This is a genomic window from Escherichia sp. WS3227_2 (genome assembly GCF_046486495.1).
Classification (GTDB): Bacteria; Pseudomonadota; Gammaproteobacteria; order Enterobacterales; family Enterobacteriaceae; genus Escherichia; species Escherichia coli.
Window position 1 is genome coordinate 350,971 of record NZ_JBJQLG010000001.1, and the last position, 18,290, is coordinate 369,260.

At 50.1% G+C, this 18,290-nt stretch carries 22 protein-coding genes; 16 read left to right on the plus strand and 6 right to left on the minus strand.

What is annotated here, in order from left to right; genetic code table 11:
• Positions 1 to 74 precede the first annotated feature (74 nt).
• The 5 genes from endA (at position 75) to ruvX (ending at position 3,644) form a co-directional block, all read left to right on the plus strand.
• Complete coding sequence (gene endA / locus ACJHXB_RS01720) at positions 75 to 782, plus strand: deoxyribonuclease I (RefSeq protein ID WP_000286497.1); 708 nt, start codon at positions 75 to 77, stop codon at positions 780 to 782.
• Between the two features lie 79 nt (positions 783 to 861).
• Positions 862 to 1,593 carry a 16S rRNA (uracil(1498)-N(3))-methyltransferase gene (gene rsmE / locus ACJHXB_RS01725; protein ID WP_001222509.1) on the plus strand — a complete coding sequence of 244 codons (732 nt, stop codon included), beginning with the start codon at positions 862 to 864 and terminating at the stop codon, positions 1,591 to 1,593.
• 12 nt (positions 1,594 to 1,605) lie between these two features.
• Complete coding sequence (gene gshB / locus ACJHXB_RS01730) at positions 1,606 to 2,556, plus strand: glutathione synthase (RefSeq protein ID WP_000593273.1); 951 nt, start codon at positions 1,606 to 1,608, stop codon at positions 2,554 to 2,556.
• 108 nt (positions 2,557 to 2,664) lie between these two features.
• Positions 2,665 to 3,228 carry a YqgE/AlgH family protein gene (locus ACJHXB_RS01735; RefSeq protein ID WP_001053178.1) on the plus strand — a complete coding sequence of 188 codons (564 nt, stop codon included), beginning with the start codon at positions 2,665 to 2,667 and terminating at the stop codon, positions 3,226 to 3,228.
• The gene (ruvX, locus tag ACJHXB_RS01740; RefSeq protein WP_000017111.1) at positions 3,228 to 3,644 is read left to right on the plus strand and encodes a Holliday junction resolvase RuvX; all 417 of its coding nucleotides are present in this window, start codon (positions 3,228 to 3,230) and stop codon (positions 3,642 to 3,644) included. Before ACJHXB_RS01735 ends, ruvX begins: the two co-directional genes overlap by 1 nt.
• Positions 3,645 to 3,758: 114 nt before the next feature.
• Here the strand turns inward: ruvX and ACJHXB_RS01745 are convergent, their stop codons facing one another.
• Positions 3,759 to 4,739: a PilT/PilU family type 4a pilus ATPase gene (locus ACJHXB_RS01745; RefSeq protein ID WP_001604836.1), complete on the minus strand. Its 981-nt coding sequence runs from the start codon at positions 4,737 to 4,739 to the stop codon at positions 3,759 to 3,761.
• A gap of 17 nt (positions 4,740 to 4,756) precedes the next feature.
• Here ACJHXB_RS01745 and yggS point away from each other — a divergent pair, with 17 nt between their 5' ends.
• The 8 genes from yggS (at position 4,757) to ACJHXB_RS01785 (ending at position 11,211) form a co-directional block, all read left to right on the plus strand.
• Complete coding sequence (gene yggS, locus ACJHXB_RS01750) at positions 4,757 to 5,461, plus strand: pyridoxal phosphate homeostasis protein (protein WP_000997795.1); 705 nt, start codon at positions 4,757 to 4,759, stop codon at positions 5,459 to 5,461.
• Positions 5,462 to 5,478: 17 nt separating this feature from the next.
• Entirely contained in the window at positions 5,479 to 6,045 is a 567-nt protein-coding gene (yggT, locus tag ACJHXB_RS01755) for an osmotic shock tolerance protein YggT (protein ID WP_001094831.1), read from the plus strand.
• Positions 6,042 to 6,332, plus strand: coding sequence for a DUF167 family protein YggU (gene yggU, locus ACJHXB_RS01760; protein WP_001277222.1), 291 nt, complete (start codon positions 6,042 to 6,044; stop codon positions 6,330 to 6,332). Before yggT ends, yggU begins: the two co-directional genes overlap by 4 nt.
• Positions 6,333 to 6,339: 7 nt before the next feature.
• The gene (locus tag ACJHXB_RS01765; RefSeq protein WP_001174738.1) at positions 6,340 to 6,933 is read left to right on the plus strand and encodes an XTP/dITP diphosphatase; all 594 of its coding nucleotides are present in this window, start codon (positions 6,340 to 6,342) and stop codon (positions 6,931 to 6,933) included.
• Positions 6,926 to 8,062: a radical SAM family heme chaperone HemW gene (gene hemW / locus ACJHXB_RS01770; RefSeq protein WP_000239961.1), complete on the plus strand. Its 1,137-nt coding sequence runs from the start codon at positions 6,926 to 6,928 to the stop codon at positions 8,060 to 8,062. Before ACJHXB_RS01765 ends, hemW begins: the two co-directional genes overlap by 8 nt.
• 313 nt (positions 8,063 to 8,375) lie before the next feature.
• Positions 8,376 to 9,362: a TRAP transporter substrate-binding protein gene (locus ACJHXB_RS01775; RefSeq protein ID WP_000784004.1), complete on the plus strand. Its 987-nt coding sequence runs from the start codon at positions 8,376 to 8,378 to the stop codon at positions 9,360 to 9,362.
• A 44-nt stretch (positions 9,363 to 9,406) separates the two neighbouring features.
• The gene (locus ACJHXB_RS01780; RefSeq protein WP_000577034.1) at positions 9,407 to 9,910 is read left to right on the plus strand and encodes a TRAP transporter small permease; all 504 of its coding nucleotides are present in this window, start codon (positions 9,407 to 9,409) and stop codon (positions 9,908 to 9,910) included.
• Positions 9,910 to 11,211 carry a TRAP transporter large permease gene (locus ACJHXB_RS01785; protein ID WP_000378953.1) on the plus strand — a complete coding sequence of 434 codons (1,302 nt, stop codon included), beginning with the start codon at positions 9,910 to 9,912 and terminating at the stop codon, positions 11,209 to 11,211. The genes ACJHXB_RS01780 and ACJHXB_RS01785 overlap by 1 nt, the downstream gene beginning before the upstream one ends.
• Positions 11,212 to 11,266: 55 nt before the next feature.
• On the opposite strand, the gene ACJHXB_RS01790 is transcribed toward ACJHXB_RS01785, so the two are convergent.
• From ACJHXB_RS01790 to trmB, 5 genes are all read right to left on the minus strand, one after another.
• Complete coding sequence (locus ACJHXB_RS01790) at positions 11,267 to 12,274, minus strand: DUF1202 family protein (RefSeq protein WP_001604838.1); 1,008 nt, start codon at positions 12,272 to 12,274, stop codon at positions 11,267 to 11,269.
• A 116-nt stretch (positions 12,275 to 12,390) separates the two neighbouring features.
• Positions 12,391 to 13,437, minus strand: coding sequence for an L-asparaginase 2 (gene ansB / locus ACJHXB_RS01795; RefSeq protein WP_000394125.1), 1,047 nt, complete (start codon positions 13,435 to 13,437; stop codon positions 12,391 to 12,393).
• Positions 13,438 to 13,612: 175 nt separating this feature from the next.
• Positions 13,613 to 14,332, minus strand: coding sequence for a DUF2884 domain-containing protein (locus ACJHXB_RS01800; RefSeq protein WP_000984796.1), 720 nt, complete (start codon positions 14,330 to 14,332; stop codon positions 13,613 to 13,615).
• Positions 14,333 to 14,384: 52 nt separating this feature from the next.
• Entirely contained in the window at positions 14,385 to 14,711 is a 327-nt protein-coding gene (locus ACJHXB_RS01805; protein WP_001107564.1) for a YggL family protein, read from the minus strand.
• Positions 14,711 to 15,430, minus strand: a complete 720-nt coding sequence (gene trmB, locus ACJHXB_RS01810) for a tRNA (guanosine(46)-N7)-methyltransferase TrmB (RefSeq protein ID WP_000786911.1) — start codon at positions 15,428 to 15,430, stop codon at positions 14,711 to 14,713. The genes ACJHXB_RS01805 and trmB overlap by 1 nt, the downstream gene beginning before the upstream one ends.
• Positions 15,431 to 15,590: 160 nt before the next feature.
• Here trmB and mutY point away from each other — a divergent pair, with 160 nt between their 5' ends.
• The 3 genes from mutY to mltC all read left to right on the plus strand — a co-directional run bounded on the left by mutY (position 15,591) and on the right by mltC (position 18,090).
• Positions 15,591 to 16,643, plus strand: coding sequence for an A/G-specific adenine glycosylase (gene mutY, locus ACJHXB_RS01815; protein ID WP_001542344.1), 1,053 nt, complete (start codon positions 15,591 to 15,593; stop codon positions 16,641 to 16,643).
• 27 nt (positions 16,644 to 16,670) lie between these two features.
• The gene (locus ACJHXB_RS01820) at positions 16,671 to 16,946 is read left to right on the plus strand and encodes an oxidative damage protection protein (RefSeq protein ID WP_000091700.1); all 276 of its coding nucleotides are present in this window, start codon (positions 16,671 to 16,673) and stop codon (positions 16,944 to 16,946) included.
• Positions 16,947 to 17,010: 64 nt separating this feature from the next.
• The gene (gene mltC / locus ACJHXB_RS01825) at positions 17,011 to 18,090 is read left to right on the plus strand and encodes a membrane-bound lytic murein transglycosylase MltC (RefSeq protein WP_001542345.1); all 1,080 of its coding nucleotides are present in this window, start codon (positions 17,011 to 17,013) and stop codon (positions 18,088 to 18,090) included.
• Positions 18,091 to 18,290 lie beyond the last annotated feature (200 nt).

The window sequence follows — 18,290 nt, forward strand, 5'->3', positions numbered from 1 at the left end:
TTTCCTGATCTGGCTGATTGCATACCAAAACAACTTTCGCTACGTTGCTGGCTCGTTTTAACACGGAGTAAGTGATGTACCGTTATTTGTCTATTGCTGCGGTGGTACTGAGCGCAGCATTTTCCGGCCCGGCGTTGGCCGAAGGTATCAATAGTTTTTCTCAGGCGAAAGCCGCGGCGGTAAAAGTCCACGCTGACGCGCCAGGTACGTTTTATTGCGGATGTAAAATTAACTGGCAGGGCAAAAAAGGCGTTGTCGATCTGCAATCGTGCGGCTATCAGGTGCGCAAAAATGAAAACCGCGCCAGCCGCGTAGAATGGGAACACGTCGTTCCCGCCTGGCAATTCGGTCACCAGCGCCAGTGCTGGCAGGACGGTGGACGTAAAAATTGCGCCAAAGATCCGGTCTATCGCAAGATGGAAAGCGATATGCATAACCTGCAGCCGTCAGTCGGTGAGGTGAATGGCGATCGCGGCAACTTTATGTACAGCCAGTGGAATGGCGGTGAAGGCCAGTACGGTCAATGCGCCATGAAGGTCGATTTCAAAGAAAAAGCTGCCGAACCACCAGCGCGTGCACGCGGTGCCATTGCGCGCACCTACTTCTATATGCGTGACCAATACAACCTGACACTCTCTCGCCAGCAAACGCAACTGTTCAACGCATGGGACAAGATGTATCCGGTTACCGACTGGGAGTGCGAGCGCGATGAACGCATCGCGAAGGTGCAGGGCAATCATAACCCGTATGTGCAACGCGCTTGCCAGGCGCGAAAGAGCTAACCTACACTAGCGGGATTCTTTTTGTTAACCCCTACCCCACGCGTACAACCGCGTGGGGAGACGACGCGGATTTTTAACTATGCGTATCCCCCGCATTTATCATCCTGAACCACTGACCAGCCATTCTCACATCGCGCTTTGCGAAGATGCCGCCAACCATATCGGGCGCGTACTGCGTATGGGGCCGGGGCAGGCGTTGCAATTATTTGACGGCAGCAACCAGGTCTTTGACGCCGAAATTACCAGCGCCAGCAAAAAAAGCGTGGAAGTGAAAGTGCTGGAAGGCCAGATCGACGATCGTGAATCTCCGCTGCATATTCACCTCGGTCAGGTGATGTCGCGTGGTGAAAAAATGGAATTTACGATCCAGAAATCGATCGAACTCGGTGTAAGCCTCATTACGCCACTTTTTTCTGAACGCTGCGGCGTTAAACTGGATAGTGAACGTCTGAACAAGAAGCTCCAGCAGTGGCAGAAGATTGCAATTGCTGCCTGTGAGCAGTGTGGTCGTAACCGGGTGCCGGAAATCCGTCCAGCGATGGATCTGGAAGCCTGGTGTGCAGAGCAGGATGAAGGACTGAAACTGAATCTTCACCCGCGCGCGAGTAACAGCATCAATACGTTGCCGTTACCGGTTGAACGCGTCCGCCTGCTGATTGGCCCGGAAGGCGGTTTATCGGCAGATGAAATTGCCATGACTGCCCGCTATCAATTTACTGATATCCTGTTGGGACCTCGCGTTTTGCGTACAGAGACAACTGCGCTCACCGCCATTACCGCGCTACAAGTACGATTTGGCGATTTGGGCTAACGGAGAAGAATAATGATCAAGCTCGGCATCGTGATGGACCCCATCGCAAACATCAACATCAAGAAAGATTCCAGTTTCGCTATGTTGCTGGAAGCACAGCGTCGTGGTTACGAACTTCACTATATGGAGATGGGCGATCTGTATCTGATCAATGGCGAAGCCCGCGCCCATACCCGCACGCTGAACGTGAAGCAGAACTACGAAGAGTGGTTTTCGTTCGTCGGTGAACAGGATCTGCCGCTGGCCGATCTCGATGTGATCCTGATGCGTAAAGACCCGCCGTTTGATACCGAGTTTATCTACGCGACCTATATTCTGGAACGTGCCGAAGAGAAAGGGACGCTGATCGTTAACAAGCCGCAGAGCCTGCGCGACTGTAACGAAAAACTGTTTACTGCCTGGTTCTCTGACTTAACGCCAGAAACGCTGGTTACGCGCAATAAAGCGCAGCTAAAAGCGTTCTGGGAGAAACACAGCGACATCATTCTTAAGCCGCTGGACGGTATGGGCGGCGCGTCGATTTTCCGCGTGAAAGAAGGCGATCCAAACCTCGGCGTGATTGCCGAAACCCTGACTGAGCATGGCACTCGCTACTGCATGGCGCAAAATTACCTGCCAGCCATTAAAGATGGCGACAAACGCGTGTTGGTGGTGGATGGCGAGCCGGTGCCGTACTGCCTGGCGCGTATTCCGCAGGGGGGCGAAACCCGTGGCAATCTGGCTGCCGGTGGTCGCGGTGAACCTCGTCCGCTGACGGAAAGTGACTGGAAAATCGCCCGTCAGATCGGGCCGACGCTGAAAGAAAAAGGGCTGATTTTTGTTGGTCTGGATATCATCGGCGACCGTCTGACTGAAATTAACGTCACCAGCCCAACCTGTATTCGTGAGATTGAAGCAGAGTTTCCGGTGTCGATCACCGGAATGTTAATGGATGCCATCGAAGCACGTTTACAGCAGCAGTAACCCACCTTAGCGAGAAGGATCTCGTTGAGACTCTGAGTGACAGCGCCCTTCTTTCCACGCATACTGGGCGCTGTTGCTTTTTTGAACCAGGAAACAGAACCTCTGACAATGAATTTACAGCATCACTTTCTTATTGCCATGCCTGCTCTCCAGGATCCGATTTTCCGTCGTTCCGTGGTCTACATTTGCGAACATAATACCAATGGTGCAATGGGGATCATCGTCAACAAGCCGCTGGAAAATCTCAAAATTGAAGGGATTCTGGAAAAGCTGAAGATCACGCCGGAGCCGCGTGATGAATCAATCCGTCTGGATAAACCGGTTATGCTCGGCGGTCCGCTGGCTGAAGATCGCGGGTTTATTTTGCATACTCCGCCCTCTAATTTTGCTTCCAGCATTCGCATTTCAGACAACACGGTGATGACCACTTCCCGCGATGTGCTGGAAACGCTCGGCACCGATAAACAACCGTCTGACGTATTGGTGGCTCTGGGCTATGCCTCCTGGGAGAAAGGTCAACTGGAACAAGAAATTCTCGATAACGCGTGGCTAACCGCCCCGGCGGATCTGAATATTCTGTTCAAAACACCGATTGCCGACCGCTGGCGCGAGGCGGCAAAACTGATTGGTGTGGATATTCTCACCATGCCTGGTGTGGCAGGGCACGCCTGATGAGTGGAACCTTACTCGCCTTCGACTTCGGTACCAAAAGCATTGGTGTAGCGGTCGGCCAACGCATTACCGGCACCGCTCGCCCTTTGCCTGCAATTAAAGCGCAGGACGGTACGCCGGACTGGAACCTCATCGAACGTTTACTGAAAGAGTGGCAGCCGGACGAAATCATCGTCGGTTTACCGCTGAATATGGACGGCACAGAACAGCCGTTGACTGCCAGAGCGCGTAAATTTGCCAACCGTATTCATGGTCGTTTCGGTGTTGAAGTAAAGCTCCATGACGAGCGTCTTAGCACCGTAGAAGCGCGCTCCGGTCTGTTTGAACAAGGTGGCTACCGGGCGCTTAATAAAGGCAAAGTCGACTCTGCCTCTGCGGTTATTATTCTCGAAAGTTATTTCGAGCAGGGGTATTAAGGCGATTTACGTCATCGCTCCTTATTGCCGGATGCGGCGTGAATGACTACGTTTGTAGGCCTGATAAGCGTAGCGCATCAGGCATATTTACTAAACTAATCAATCACTTTAGCCTCACAAACGTCCTTCCCCTACCCGCTGCTGATAACTCTGCTGAAACGTTAACATCCCCACCTGCTGCCCGGTTTGAATAACATGCGGCAACTGGTGGGTTTTCCCTTCGCGAATCAAATTCCCCACCGCGGGAATGTTAATCAGCAATTCAAACAGCGCCACGCGTCCTTCCTGTTTATCCACTTCCAGCTTTTGTGACAACACCGCCCGTAAACTCCCTGCCAGTTGATTACGCACGGGATCTTTTTCCTGCGCCGGAAACGAATCCACCAGTCGCTCAACTGCCTGCGCTGCGCCGCGCGTGTGTAATGTCGCCAGCACCAGATGCCCGGTTTCTGCCGCCGTCAGCGCCAGACGGATTGTCTCGCTGTCACGCAGCTCTCCCAGCAAAATCACATCAGGATCTTCCCGCAATGCAGCCCGCAATCCCGATGCGAACGTCATACAGTGCAAACCAATCTCCCGCTGCTGGATCAAACATCGCTGGCTGGCATAGAGATATTCAACAGGATCTTCCAGCGTCAGAATATGCGCATCGGCATGTTGATTGAGATAGCCAACCATCGCCGCCAGCGTGGTAGATTTGCCGCTCCCCGTCGCCCCCGTCACCAGAATCAGGCCATTCTCGCTCTTGAGTAATTCCGGCAATACCGGTGGCGCACCAAGCTGTTCGAGCTGTGGACAGTGCGAAGGTAACAACCGTAATGCCAGAGAAATACCTTGCCGTTGCGCGAACGCACTGCCACGCAACCGCTGGTTTTCCGCCAGCGACACAGCAAAATCCAACTGACCATTCTCCAGCAATATTGTCCGCTGATCGTCATCCAGCCACTCCCGCAGTAGCTCTTCGACGTCCGGCGCATCAAATGGCGCAGCTTCCATTCGCCCGCGAATGCGCCATCGTGCGGGCCAGGCGCTGCACAGGTGTAGATCCGAGACGTTATGCTTTACACTAAGGGCCACAATTTCTTCCATATACATACTAAGATCCTCGGAAAATGAACGATATTGCGCATAACCTGGCACAGGTCCGGGACAAAATCTCAGCGGCTGCAACGCGTTGCGGCCGTTCTCCAGAAGAAATTACGCTGCTTGCAGTCAGTAAAACAAAACCTGCGAGCGCCATCGCAGAAGCCATTGATGCCGGGCAGCGTCAATTTGGTGAAAACTACGTTCAGGAAGGGGTAGATAAAATTCGCCACTTTCAGGAACTGGGCGTAACAGGATTAGAATGGCATTTTATTGGCCCGTTGCAGTCTAATAAAAGCCGCCTGGTGGCAGAGCATTTCGACTGGTGTCATACCATCGACCGTTTGCGCATTGCTACCCGCCTCAACGATCAGCGCCCGGCAGAACTTCCCCCTCTTAACGTACTGATTCAAATTAATATTAGTGACGAAAACAGTAAGTCCGGGATTCAACTGGCAGAACTGGACGAGCTGGCAGCTGCGGTCGCTGAACTACCGCGTTTACGTCTGCGCGGGCTGATGGCAATCCCTGCGCCTGAGTCAGAATATGTAAGGCAGTTTGAAGTTGCACGCCAAATGGCTGTAGCATTTGCCGGACTGAAAACGCGCTACCCGCATATCGACACGCTCTCTCTGGGAATGTCGGACGATATGGAAGCCGCCATTGCGGCAGGTAGCACGATGGTTCGTATCGGCACTGCAATTTTTGGTGCGCGTGATTACTCTAAAAAATAAGGAATTAAAGGAACGCCATGAATACGTTGACTTTCCTGCTTTCAACGGTCATTGAGCTGTATACCATGGTGCTGTTATTACGCATCTGGATGCAGTGGGCTCATTGTGATTTTTACAACCCCTTCTCACAGTTTGTAGTGAAGGTAACGCAGCCAATTATCGGGCCACTGCGCCGCGTTATTCCGGCTATGGGTCCCATTGACAGCGCCTCGCTGCTGGTTGCCTATATTCTCAGTTTTATCAAAGCCATCGTGCTGTTTAAAGTGGTGACCTTCCTGCCAATCATCTGGATTGCCGGTTTACTGATTCTGCTGAAAACCATCGGCCTGCTGATTTTCTGGGTCCTGCTGGTGATGGCGATTATGAGCTGGGTAAGCCAGGGTCGTAGTCCGATTGAATACGTGCTGATTCAGCTGGCCGATCCGCTGCTGCGCCCGATTCGCCGCCTGCTACCGGCAATGGGTGGGATTGATTTCTCGCCGATGATCCTCGTTCTGCTGCTGTATGTCATCAATATGGGTGTCGCAGAAGTCTTGCAGGCGACCGGAAATATGCTGCTGCCGGGGCTGTGGATGGCGTTATGAGTGCCGTAACAGTTAATGATGACGGTCTGGTTTTACGGCTCTATATTCAGCCGAAAGCCAGCCGTGATTCTATTGTCGGTTTACATGGCGACGAGGTAAAAGTCGCCATAACCGCGCCGCCGGTTGACGGCCAGGCCAACAGCCATCTGGTGAAGTTTCTCGGTAAGCAATTCCGGGTTGCCAAAAGCCAGGTGGTGATTGAAAAAGGCGAACTTGGCCGCCACAAACAAATTAAAATCATTAATCCGCAACAAATCCCGCCAGAAATCGCGGCGTTAATTAATTAGGTATCCTATGCAAAAAGTTGTCCTCGCAACCGGCAATGCCGGTAAAGTGCGTGAGCTGGCGTCGCTGCTTAGCGACTTCGGTCTTGATATCGTGGCCCAAACAGACCTCGGCGTAGATTCCGCTGAAGAAACCGGCCTGACCTTTATCGAAAACGCGATTCTGAAAGCGCGCCATGCGGCAAAAGTGACCGGTTTACCGGCAATTGCCGACGACTCCGGTCTGGCGGTAGATGCGCTGGGTGGCGCGCCGGGTATTTACTCCGCGCGTTATTCCGGTGAAGACGCGACCGATCAAAAGAACCTGCAAAAACTGCTGGAAACAATGAAAGACGTACCGGACGACCAACGTCAGGCGCGTTTCCACTGCGTGCTGGTATATCTGCGTCACGCGGAAGATCCGACTCCGCTGGTATGCCACGGCAGCTGGCCGGGCGTGATTACTCGTGAACCAGCGGGTACTGGCGGCTTTGGTTATGATCCAATCTTCTTCGTACCTTCCGAAGGAAAAACCGCTGCCGAACTGACCCGCGAAGAAAAGAGCGCCATTTCCCACCGTGGTCAGGCGTTGAAACTGCTGCTGGACGCTTTACGTAATGGTTAAATTACCGCCGCTGAGTCTCTACATTCACATCCCGTGGTGCGTGCAGAAATGCCCGTACTGCGATTTCAACTCTCACGCGTTGAAAGGAGAAGTGCCGCACGACGATTATGTTCAGCATCTGCTTAACGATCTGGACAACGATGTGGCTTACGCTCAGGGCCGTGAAGTGCAGACAATCTTTATTGGCGGTGGTACGCCGAGCCTGCTTTCCGGCGCGGCGATGCAAATGCTGCTGGACGGCGTACGTGCGCGTTTGCCGCTGGCAGCGGATGCAGAGATTACTATGGAAGCGAACCCTGGTACGGTTGAAGCCGATCGCTTTGTCGATTATCAGCGTGCTGGTGTGAACCGCATCTCTATTGGTGTGCAGAGTTTTAGCGAAGAAAAGCTGAAACGACTTGGGCGCATTCATGGCCCGCAAGAAGCGAAACGAGCGGCAAAACTTGCAAGCGGGCTGGGGCTGCGTAGTTTTAACCTTGATTTGATGCATGGGCTGCCGGATCAATCACTGGAAGAGGCGCTTGGCGATCTGCGCCAGGCCATTGAACTGAATCCGCCGCATCTTTCCTGGTATCAACTGACCATCGAACCTAATACGCTGTTTGGCTCGCGCCCTCCTGTACTGCCGGACGATGACGCGCTGTGGGATATTTTCGAACAGGGGCATCAGTTATTAACCGCAGCGGGCTATCAGCAGTATGAAACATCCGCTTACGCCAAACCAGGTTATCAGTGCCAGCACAATCTCAACTACTGGCGATTTGGCGACTACATCGGTATTGGCTGCGGCGCGCACGGCAAAGTGACCTTCCCGGATGGGCGCATTCTGCGTACCACCAAAACGCGTCATCCGCGTGGTTTTATGCAAGGAAGGTATCTGGAAAGCCAGCGTGATGTCGAAGCCGCAGATAAGCCGTTTGAGTTCTTTATGAATCGCTTCCGTCTGCTGGAAGCCGCGCCGCGCGTGGAGTTTAGCCAGTATACTGGCCTTTCTGAAGAAGTTATTCGCTCTCAGTTAGACGAGGCCATCGCTCAGGGTTATCTCACAGAATGTGCGGATTACTGGCAGATAACGGAACATGGTAAATTATTCTTAAACTCACTTCTTGAATTATTCCTCGCTGAGTAATCATTAATGCGCCTGCGGGCGCATTAATCACTTCTTTTACCCCCCCGTTAATTAACTTCGGCAAAAATATATTTCTTACTGAATAAATATCGACGATATTTATTATATATATTTAGTGAATATTTACTCATCATTTATTGATTATAAACATGTACAACCTGGCGCACAAAATTAATATTTAATTTCTGACTTTATTTCAAGTTGTGATAAACATAGACAAGTTGTCAGACAGGTTAACCAATTTGTCGCACAAAGCACTGATAAGCACAATTAGATATCAACCAATTTCCATCCTTCAACAGGGAGTTTTTTTATGAAAATGAGGTCATTTACCCGCTCATTAGTCTGCGCATCCTTGCTGGCTCTGGTTAGCACTGGCGTAAACGCCGCAGAAAAAGTGACGTTAAAGTTAGCACACAACCTGGAAAGAAGTCATGTTGTACATCAGAGTTTTGAAGAGCTGGCGAAAGAGGTAAAACAGCTGTCAAAAGGTAATATGGTGATCCGTATTTATCCCAGCAGCCAGATGGGTAATGCGCGAGAAACTATGGAGTTGTTGCAAAATGGTGCACTGGATATGACCAAAGGTTCCGCCAGTGATCTGGAGTCTTTTGATAATATTTATGCTATCTATAATTTGCCGTTCTTATTTAAAGATCAGGCGCACTTCAACAAAGTGGTTTTTGGTGAAGTTGGTAAAGAAATTATGGATTCAACAAAAGATAAAGGCTTTTTTGCTTTATCAGCTTATGTAGCGGGTACACGCAGTTTCTATGCGAAAAAACCGATTACTAAGCCAGAAGATCTTAAAGGGCTGAAAATTCGTGTTCAGCCAAGCCCGACCACCATCAAAATGATTGAACTGATGGGTGGCTCACCCACTCCAATTTCATTTGGCGAAGTTTATACTGCGATGCAGCAAGGTGTAGTAGATGGCGCAGAAAATAACGTGCCTTCCTGGGTGCAGACTCGACATATCGAAATTGCCAAAGTCTTTTCTGAAGATGAACATGCCTCAATTCCTGACTTTTTGGTTATCTCCACCAAAACATGGAATAAATTAACCCCAGAACAGCAACAAATCCTCGAAACAGCGGCGAAGAAATCCGAAGCTTATCAACAAAAATTGTGGGAAAAAATTGACGCTGACACACGTGCTCAGGCGAAAGCTATGGGTGGTGAAATCGTTAAGGTTGATAAAGCCCCATTCCGTGCCGCAGTTCAACCTCTGTTTGACGACTTCAAAAAAGATCCAAAACAAGCTGCTTTGTTAGAGAAATTCGACAACGCTGCTCAATAATATTTCGGGCCAGTCTCTGGCCCTGATTTTCCAGGATGCTTACAATGATATTTAACCGCCTGAAACTTGCGGTAGACCGCGTCATTGCCGCGTTTTCTGTCGCCGTAATGCTTGCTCTGGTTGTATGCGTAGTCTGGCAAGTATTTAGCCGCTACGTACTTAACCAGCCAAGTACATTAACCGATGAACTGGCACGCTTTTTGATGATCTGGGTAGGATTATTAGGTGCTGCATATACCGTCGGCGCGCAGAGACATCTCTCTATCGATTTATTTGCTCTCGCCCTGAATAAGCGCAAGCAATTACTTCTTAGTATAGTCATTAACGTTCTTATTTTAGGTTTTGCCGGTTCGGTCATTGTGACTGGTGGCCTGAAATTAATTGATAAAACACTGGCAACATCACAGGTATCTGCCGCGATGCAAATACCGATGGGATACGTATATATCATTCTGCCATTAAGTGGATTGGTGATGATGTTTTATGCCTTGTGTTTTATTAATCAAAGCATTCAACAACTGAAACAACCTGCGCAGGAGGCCAGTTAATGGATAGTTATATCGCGCTTACACTGTTTGGCTGTTTTTTTGTGCTGGTCTTTATTGGTGTGCCCATTTCGTTCTCAATCGGTATTGCCACTGTAGCTTCAATGCTGTTGATGTTTCCCTGGGATATCGCGGCAATCACTGTTTCGCAGCGACTGGCTAATGGACTGGATAACTTTGCCCTATTGGCAATCCCCTTTTTCATCTTTGCCGGAACGCTGATGAACAGCGGCGGTATTGCGATACGTTTGATTAACCTCGCCCAGGTAATGGTTGGCCGCGTTCCTGGTTCGCTTGGTCATGTGAACGTCCTGGCGAATATGATGTTTGGTTCCATTTCTGGTTCAGCCGTTGCGGCAGCTGCTGCCGTTGGTGGCACACTGAATCCCATTCAGACCAAAGAAGGTTATGATCCGGCATTTTCTACCGCTGTAAACGTCTCATCTTGTATTACTGGATTACTGATACCGCCCTCAAACGTGTTAATTGTGTTTTCCCTGACAGCTGGCGGCGTTTCTGTAGCATCGTTATTTATGGCGGGATATTTGCCAGGGATCTTAATGGGTCTCGCGGTAATGATAGTCTGCGGCATTATTGCTAAACGCCGTGGCTACCCACTTTCAGAAAGAGCAACCTTTGCTCAGGCATGTAAAGCTTTTCTGGATGCCTTACCAAGTTTGCTTCTGGTGTTCATTGTAATGGGCGGCATTCTGGGCGGCATTTTTACCGCAACTGAAGCGTCAGCAATTGCCGTTGTCTACACATTTATTCTCTCGGTGCTGATTTACCGGGAAGTAAAATGGCGCGATTTACCCAAACTGATTCTGGAATCGGTTGTTACCACTTCGATTGTATTACTGTTGATCGGTTTTTCCGTGGGCATGTCCTGGGCAATGACCAATGCTGATATTCCTTATATGATCAGCGACGCATTGATGGGGATTTCTGATAACCCACTGATCATATTGCTGCTGATTAATATCGTCTTATTAATTGTCGGCATCTTTATGGACATGACACCGGCTGTACTAATCTTCACACCAATCTTCTTGCCGATTGCACAAGAGCTGGGAATGGATCCGGTACATTTCGGTATTATGATGGTGGCTAACCTTTGTATTGGGCTGTTAACACCGCCGGTGGGTAGTGCGCTATTTGTTGGTTGTTCTATTTCAGGTGTGAAGATTCAACATTTGATCAAACCATTGCTGCCATTTTATGCCGCATTGTTAATCGCGTTGATGATGATCACTTACATCCCGCAAATATCCTTGTTCATTCCACAGCTACTAGGGCTAATGTAAAAAATAATTTGCCGGATAACTTTTTATATTATCCGGCAAAGGTACTTAACATGAGTTACTTAATCACTCCATTGCGCCGCAGTTGTTCGGTATCTTTTTTCCAGCGTTCATTAGCCTGATTGATATCGTCAATTTTCATCAAAATCGCGACTTTTTTACTGTTTATTTCTGAAACTTTCATCGTTAACGGATATTGCCCTTTCTCGAGCGTTATCCAGTCATCCTGCAATTTACGGCTAAGTTTTTGTGATTGCAGAAAAGTCTGTCGCCGTTGTTCGTTGATATCGAAATCTCGCTTCTGCTGAATTGGCACTTCATAACACTCTGCACTCTGTTTATGACATGCCACAATCGCCGGTTGATAAACCTCTTTGTCATATTTAACCGCGAAAGCCTCGCTATCGTTCTGTTTATTAAACTCATCACGCTGTTGGTGAATTTTTTTAAAGGCGTCTTCGCGGGTCATTTGCTTACCGTTTGCATCTTTTCCCCAATATGCATCCGCTGCTTTCTGCGCCGCCACCATTTGCTTATCAAGCGCTTTCACTTCCTTTTCCAGCGCAGGAATCGAGTTCTTCTGGTTATTCAACGCTGATTCAAGCTGACTAAAGCGATAATTGAAATCTTCGCTATTCACGATCAGATATTTATTATTCGTTTTGATATCGTCGACCACCCGTCCACGATCGCTGGCTGCCGCCTGAAAAGAGTAAAAGTTCACCGACCAGCCAGACGCGGGCGTTCCTTTACTGGTTAACATCGCCGAGAATTTTACCGGTTTATCTTTCGTCCAGGTCTGTTCGAGCAGTTCGTAATCTGCCAACTGACCGACCCAGGTATAGAGATCGTCACTGGAAGAGACATCGCCTTCCGCTGACCAGGTGGCCTGATTACCCTTAGCATCAAGATTTTTTAAGCTGATGGCATCAAGCTTGAGAATGCCGTGATACTGCTTTTTGAATTGATCTTTTAAGATATTTTCAGTTGGCGGTTCGCCATCTGCCCAGACATTACCAGTCATCAACATAAGCAGCGCCGTGCCAACAATCCATTGCTTTTTCACCCGAAAACCCTCTCGCGGAATAATTTACTGCGGTGATTATCATTAGGGTAATGAAAATTGGCAATGGACGTAAGTCTGAAGTGAAAAAGCCCCGGCACGATACCGGGGCGAGGTGATTAGTACTGATTGAAGATCTGCTGGATCTGCTGCGGATCTTTGGTTTGCGTCAGAGCCAGTTGCAGCAGAACGCGCGCTTTTTGCGGGTTCAGCGTGCCAGAGGCCACGAAGCCATATTTCGCATCATCCACTTCGGCATCCTGAGTGGTAGCGCCCGTCGGTACGCGGGAAGAACGCACGACTGCAGTGCCGTTTTTCGCGGCGGTCGCCAGAGTGTCGAACACGGATTTATACAGGTTACCGTTACCCACACCAGCGCTGACGATACCATCATAGCCCGCATCTACCAGTGCTTTAGCCGGAAGATCGGATGCGTTAGCGTAGTTATAAACGATGCCGACTTTCGGCAGCTCATTCAGCTTAGATACATCGAATGGCGTATCGCTGGTGTGCTTACGTGCCGGGGTACGTTGGTAGTCAATCTTACCGTTGTGAATGTAACCCAGAGGACCGTAGTTAACAGACTTGAAGGTCGCTACGTCGGTGGTGTTGGTTTTGGTGACATCGCGACCGTCCAGTACGGTGTCGTTCATCACCACCAGCACGCCACGATTAGCTGAGGCCTTATCAGCTGCGGTCACTACCGCGTTATACAGGTTGAATGGACCGTCTGCGCTCATGGACGTGGACGGGCGCATTGCGCCGACCATCACCACCGGTTTGTCGCATTTCACCGTCAGGTCGAGGAAGTAAGCGGTTTCTTCCATCGTGTCGGTACCGTGGGTAATGACGAAGCCGTCGGTTTTATCGCAGTCGGTGTTAATTTTTTTCGCCAGTGTCAGCCAGACATTATCGTTCATGTCCTGGGAGCCGATATTCACTACCTGCTCGCCTTTAACGTTCGCAATGTCCTTCAGTTGCGGCACCGCATTAACCAGATTTTCTACGCCAACTTTACCCGCTGTGTAGTTAGATTTGGTTGCGGAGTCACCACCACCGGCAATGGTCCCGCCGGTTGCTAAAATGGTGATATTGGGTAATGCCAATGCTGCACCACTAAAACCCATAACCAGTGCGGCAAGTGCCGTCTTTTTGAAAAACTCCATTTCATTCCTCCAGTTACGTGAACGCTACGCATTATCCCTTAGCTTTGTATGGGAAATTTGACGTTAAACAATTTACAACGTGAATATATTTTGGAGATCTACAAAGTTAGAGGCAGGTAACAAAACGAAGAATTAAACGGCATAAAAAAGTATTATGCCGTCTTAAAATAGAGGATTATTTTAAATTCCCGACCAGGGCTTTGCGACTATCTTCCAGAGTCACAACGCGGCTACAAACATCTTTGCCAAACTGCTGGAAATCTTTTTCCTGCTTTTTCCATTCGGTTTGGATTGAGGATTGCAGACCGCCCAGGCTTCCCAGCACGTTCTGTAATGGGTTACCGCCGCTTTTCAGCACCGCTTTCGCGCCCATTTCATTAATGCTGTCCTGTAAAATTCCGCCCATTGCCTGATTAACTAATTGCTGGCCTTCGGCGCGAACCTGATCAATGGCTTTATAGTGAAACGTCAGGCCATCGCTGCGCGTTTCGATAATGCGGTTCATCTGCTCTTTCAGCTGCGCATCAAGTTTGGTCAGACGGCTGCGCATTTTGCTGCTTTCGCCCATCTCCTGAACGATAATTTTATCCAGCGCAATACGGGCTTTCTCGACGCGGCTTTTCGCGCCTTCATCAATCCACGGCAGCGTGCTGCGTAGTTCAGCCTGATAATCCTTCGCCTGCTCGCGCTGGGCGGCGTTCAGGGAATATTGCTTACCGTTATACATCACGTTGCCGTCTGGCGTGATCACCAGATTGCCGTTTTCGCCTTTCACCTGCACGGTTTGCGGGCTGACAATCACATCGTCACGCGGCGTGACGCTGCACTGGTAGTCGGCGTGAGCGGTCATTGCCGTCACTGAAAGTGCTGCCGCCAGCAGCATTTTGCGCATCATAGTCTTCCCTCAAGAAAAAATTAGGCCAGCATTTGCTGGCCCGTATGCTTTATTAGTCCCACCAAACGTCGAAAAGTTCGCTGGTGCGTACCTCATCCAGTTTGCGCTCTTCCAGCCACTTACGCACAATCGCCTGATGTTCTTCGGTGCATTTGCCGATTTCCTGCATGCAGATCAGACCTTCCCAGGCCAGATAACCGCTGCCGTCAAAGGCCAGTTTGTTCGGTTCGATAACCTCGTTAATAAAGTCATCAACGGTTTTATCAATCTGTTCTTCCGATGTACCTTCCGGGAATCGCCATGCCACCGAAAATCCTAATTCCTGGAATTCGTCGATGTGCATTTTTTTACGCAGACGACGGCTACGGTTCTTTGCCATTATTTCACCCTCTCGAACATTAAGTCCCATACTCCGTGACCAAGACGATGACCACGTTGTTCAAATTTCGTCACCGGACGTGATGCCGGACGAGGTACGTAATCATTGCTCTCTGACAGGTTTTTATAACCGTCAATAGAAGACATCACTTCAAGCATATGTTCCGCATAAGGTTCCCAGTCGGTCGCCATATGGAATACGCCCCCCAGTTGCAGTTTGCTTTTTACCAGTTCGGCAAACGGCACCTGAACGATACGGCGTTTATTATGGCGCGCTTTGTGCCACGGGTCAGGGAAAAAGAGCTGCACCATGCGCAATGAATTGTCAGGAATCATTTTATGCAGCACTTCAACCGCATCGTGACACATCACGCGCAGGTTGCTTAAGCCCTCTTCATGCGCAGAAGCCAGGCACGCACCAACGCCCGGTGAATGCACTTCAATGCCGAGGAAGTCCTGCTCAGGGCGATCTTTAGCCATTGCCACCAGCGACGCCCCCATGCCAAAACCAATCTCAAGCGTCACCGGCGCTTCTCGGCCAAAAAGCGCGGGGAAATCCAGCATATCTTCGCTGAACTCAACGCCCATCACCGGCCAGTAGTTTTCCAGCGCATGTTCCTGGCCTTTGGTCAGTCGCCCCTGGCGGCGCACAAAACTACGGATACGGCGCAGTGGGCGGCCGTTTTCATCAAATTCCGGTGAGATGACGTCGTTTTTCATAAAGATTTAGTCGCTTGTGAAAGTGTTCTGAAAACGGGCATTATCCAAAGTTAGTTGCCGGATGCAAGCATGATAAGGCCGTGGCTGCGGAAAGTTCCGGTTTACACCCTGCCGTCGCTGTGCTGCAATCTTGCCCCCAACAACAGTGAATTCGGTGACCATGCAAGCGTCGCAATTTTCAGCCCAGGTTCTGGACTGGTACGATAAATACGGGCGGAAAACGCTGCCCTGGCAAATTGACAAGACGCCCTACAAAGTATGGCTCTCAGAAGTGATGTTGCAACAAACTCAGGTTGCGACCGTTATCCCCTATTTTGAACGCTTTATGGCGCGCTTCCCGACGGTGACCGATCTCGCCAATGCACCGCTGGATGAAGTTCTCCACTTGTGGACCGGGCTTGGCTATTACGCCCGCGCGCGCAATCTGCATAAAGCGGCACAACAAGTGGCGACCTTACACAGCGGTAAATTCCCGGAAACCTTTGAAGAAGTCGCGGCGTTACCGGGCGTCGGGCGTTCCACCGCAGGCGCGATTCTCTCGCTTTCTCTGGGTAAGCACTTTCCGATTCTCGACGGTAACGTCAAACGCGTGCTGGCGCGCTGCTATGCTGTAAGCGGCTGGCCTGGGAAAAAAGAGGTCGAGAATAAACTGTGGAGTTTAAGCGAGCAGGTGACGCCCGCGGTTGGCGTGGAACGGTTTAATCAGGCGATGATGGATTTGGGCGCGGTGATTTGCACGCGCTCGAAGCCGAAATGTTCGCTCTGTCCGCTACAAAACGGATGTATTGCCACCGCCAACAATAGCTGGTCGCTTTATCCGGGCAAAAAACCGAAACAGACGCTGCCGGAGCGTACTGGCTACTTTCTGCTGTTACAGCACGAAGATGAAGTATTGCTGGCGCAGCGTCCGCCGAGTGGATTGTGGGGCGGTTTATACTGTTTCCCACAGTTTGCCGACGAAGAAAGTTTGCGGCATTGGCTGGCGCAACGGCAAATTGCTGCCGATAACCTGACGCAGCTGACCGCGTTTCGCCATACCTTCAGCCATTTCCACTTAGATATTGTGCCTATGTGGCTTCCCGTGTCGTCATTCACCGGCTGCATGGATGAAGGCAATGCGCTCTGGTATAACTTAGCGCAACCGCCGTCAGTTGGCCTGGCGGCTCCCGTGGAGCGTTTGTTACAGCAGTTACGCACTGGCGCGCCGGTTTAGCGCGTGAGTCGATAAAGAGGATGATTTATGAGCAGAACGATTTTTTGTACTTTCCTGCAACGTGAAGCAGAAGGTCAGGATTTTCAGCTGTACCCCGGCGAACTGGGAAAACGCATCTATAACGAGATCTCCAAAGAAGCCTGGGCGCAGTGGCAGCACAAACAAACCATGCTGATTAATGAAAAGAAACTCAACATGATGAATGCCGAGCACCGCAAGCTGCTGGAGCAGGAGATGGTCAACTTCCTGTTCGAGGGTAAAGAGGTGCATATCGAGGGCTATACGCCGGAAGATAAAAAATAAAAACAGTGCCGGAGCACGCCTCCGGCAACTTGCATAAAAACAAACACAACACGCACCCGGAATGATGAAAAAATATCTCGCGCTGGCTTTGATTGCGCCGTTGCTCATCTCCTGTTCGACGACCAAAAAAGGCGATACCTATAACGAAGCCTGGGTCAAAGACACCAACGGTTTTGATATTCTGATGGGGCAATTTGCCCACAATATTGAGAACATCTGGGGATTCAAAGAGGTAGTGATCGCCGGTCCTAAGGACTACGTGAAATACACCGATCAATATCAGACCCGCAGCCACATCAACTTCGATGACGGTACGATTACTATCGAAACCATCGCCGGGACAGAACCTGCCGCGCATCTGCGCCGGGCAATTATCAAAACGTTGCTGATGGGTGACGATCCGGGTTCGGTCGATCTCTATTCCGACGTTGATGATATTACGATTTCGAAAGAACCTTTCCTTTACGGTCAGGTGGTGGACAACACCGGGCAGCCGATTCGCTGGGAAGGTCGCGCGAGCAACTTCGCGGATTATCTGCTGAAAAACCGTCTGAAGAGCCGCAGCAACGGGCTACGTATCATCTACAGTGTCACCATTAACATGGTGCCGAACCACCTTGATAAACGTGCGCACAAATATCTCGGCATGGTCCGCCAGGCGTCACGGAAATATGGCATTGATGAGTCGCTGATTCTGGCAATTATGCAGACTGAATCTTCCTTTAACCCGTATGCGGTCAGCCGTTCCGATGCGCTGGGATTAATGCAGGTGGTACAACATACTGCCGGGAAAGATGTGTTCCGCTCGCAGGGGAAATCTGGCACGCCGAGCCGCAGTTTCTTGTTTGATCCTGCCAGCAATATTGATACCGGCACCGCGTATCTGGCGATACTGAACAATGTTTATCTTGGCGGAATTGATAACCCAACGTCGCGGCGTTATGCCGTCATCACCGCCTATAACGGCGGTGCAGGCAGCGTGCTGCGAGTCTTTTCGAATGACAAGATTCAGGCGGCCAATATTATTAACACCATGACGCCGGGCGATGTTTATCAAACGCTGACGACCCGCCATCCCTCTGCGGAATCTCGCCGTTATCTTTATAAAGTGAATACCGCGCAAAAATCCTACCGCCGCCGATAATTCCACTAACCGCCCCTGACGATGCTCAGGGGCAAAAATGTTATCCACATCACAATTTCGTTTTGCAAATTGGGAATGTTTGCAATTATTTGCCACAGGTAACAAAAAACCAGTCCGCGAAGTTGATAGAATCCCATCATCTCGCACAGTCAAATGTGCTTTTTCAAACACTCATCCGCATCACGATGTGAGGAAATTAA

Excerpts from the sequence above, each read along its gene's own strand:
- endA (WP_000286497.1), top strand. The coding sequence starts at position 75 with ATGTACCGTTATTTGTCTATTGCTGCGGTGGTACTGAGCGCAGCATTT.
- rsmE (WP_001222509.1), top strand. The coding sequence starts at position 862 with ATGCGTATCCCCCGCATTTATCATCCTGAACCACTGACCAGCCATTCT.
- gshB (WP_000593273.1), top strand. The coding sequence starts at position 1,606 with ATGATCAAGCTCGGCATCGTGATGGACCCCATCGCAAACATCAACATC.
- ACJHXB_RS01735 (WP_001053178.1), top strand. The coding sequence starts at position 2,665 with ATGAATTTACAGCATCACTTTCTTATTGCCATGCCTGCTCTCCAGGAT.
- ruvX (WP_000017111.1), top strand. The coding sequence starts at position 3,228 with ATGAGTGGAACCTTACTCGCCTTCGACTTCGGTACCAAAAGCATTGGT.
- ACJHXB_RS01745 (WP_001604836.1), bottom strand. The coding sequence starts at position 4,739 with ATGTATATGGAAGAAATTGTGGCCCTTAGTGTAAAGCATAACGTCTCG.
- yggS (WP_000997795.1), top strand. The coding sequence starts at position 4,757 with ATGAACGATATTGCGCATAACCTGGCACAGGTCCGGGACAAAATCTCA.
- yggT (WP_001094831.1), top strand. The coding sequence starts at position 5,479 with ATGAATACGTTGACTTTCCTGCTTTCAACGGTCATTGAGCTGTATACC.
- yggU (WP_001277222.1), top strand. The coding sequence starts at position 6,042 with ATGAGTGCCGTAACAGTTAATGATGACGGTCTGGTTTTACGGCTCTAT.
- ACJHXB_RS01765 (WP_001174738.1), top strand. The coding sequence starts at position 6,340 with ATGCAAAAAGTTGTCCTCGCAACCGGCAATGCCGGTAAAGTGCGTGAG.
- hemW (WP_000239961.1), top strand. The coding sequence starts at position 6,926 with ATGGTTAAATTACCGCCGCTGAGTCTCTACATTCACATCCCGTGGTGC.
- ACJHXB_RS01775 (WP_000784004.1), top strand. The coding sequence starts at position 8,376 with ATGAAAATGAGGTCATTTACCCGCTCATTAGTCTGCGCATCCTTGCTG.
- ACJHXB_RS01780 (WP_000577034.1), top strand. The coding sequence starts at position 9,407 with ATGATATTTAACCGCCTGAAACTTGCGGTAGACCGCGTCATTGCCGCG.
- ACJHXB_RS01785 (WP_000378953.1), top strand. The coding sequence starts at position 9,910 with ATGGATAGTTATATCGCGCTTACACTGTTTGGCTGTTTTTTTGTGCTG.
- ansB (WP_000394125.1), bottom strand. The coding sequence starts at position 13,437 with ATGGAGTTTTTCAAAAAGACGGCACTTGCCGCACTGGTTATGGGTTTT.
- ACJHXB_RS01800 (WP_000984796.1), bottom strand. The coding sequence starts at position 14,332 with ATGATGCGCAAAATGCTGCTGGCGGCAGCACTTTCAGTGACGGCAATG.
- ACJHXB_RS01805 (WP_001107564.1), bottom strand. The coding sequence starts at position 14,711 with ATGGCAAAGAACCGTAGCCGTCGTCTGCGTAAAAAAATGCACATCGAC.
- trmB (WP_000786911.1), bottom strand. The coding sequence starts at position 15,430 with ATGAAAAACGACGTCATCTCACCGGAATTTGATGAAAACGGCCGCCCA.
- mutY (WP_001542344.1), top strand. The coding sequence starts at position 15,591 with ATGCAAGCGTCGCAATTTTCAGCCCAGGTTCTGGACTGGTACGATAAA.
- ACJHXB_RS01820 (WP_000091700.1), top strand. The coding sequence starts at position 16,671 with ATGAGCAGAACGATTTTTTGTACTTTCCTGCAACGTGAAGCAGAAGGT.
- mltC (WP_001542345.1), top strand. The coding sequence starts at position 17,011 with ATGAAAAAATATCTCGCGCTGGCTTTGATTGCGCCGTTGCTCATCTCC.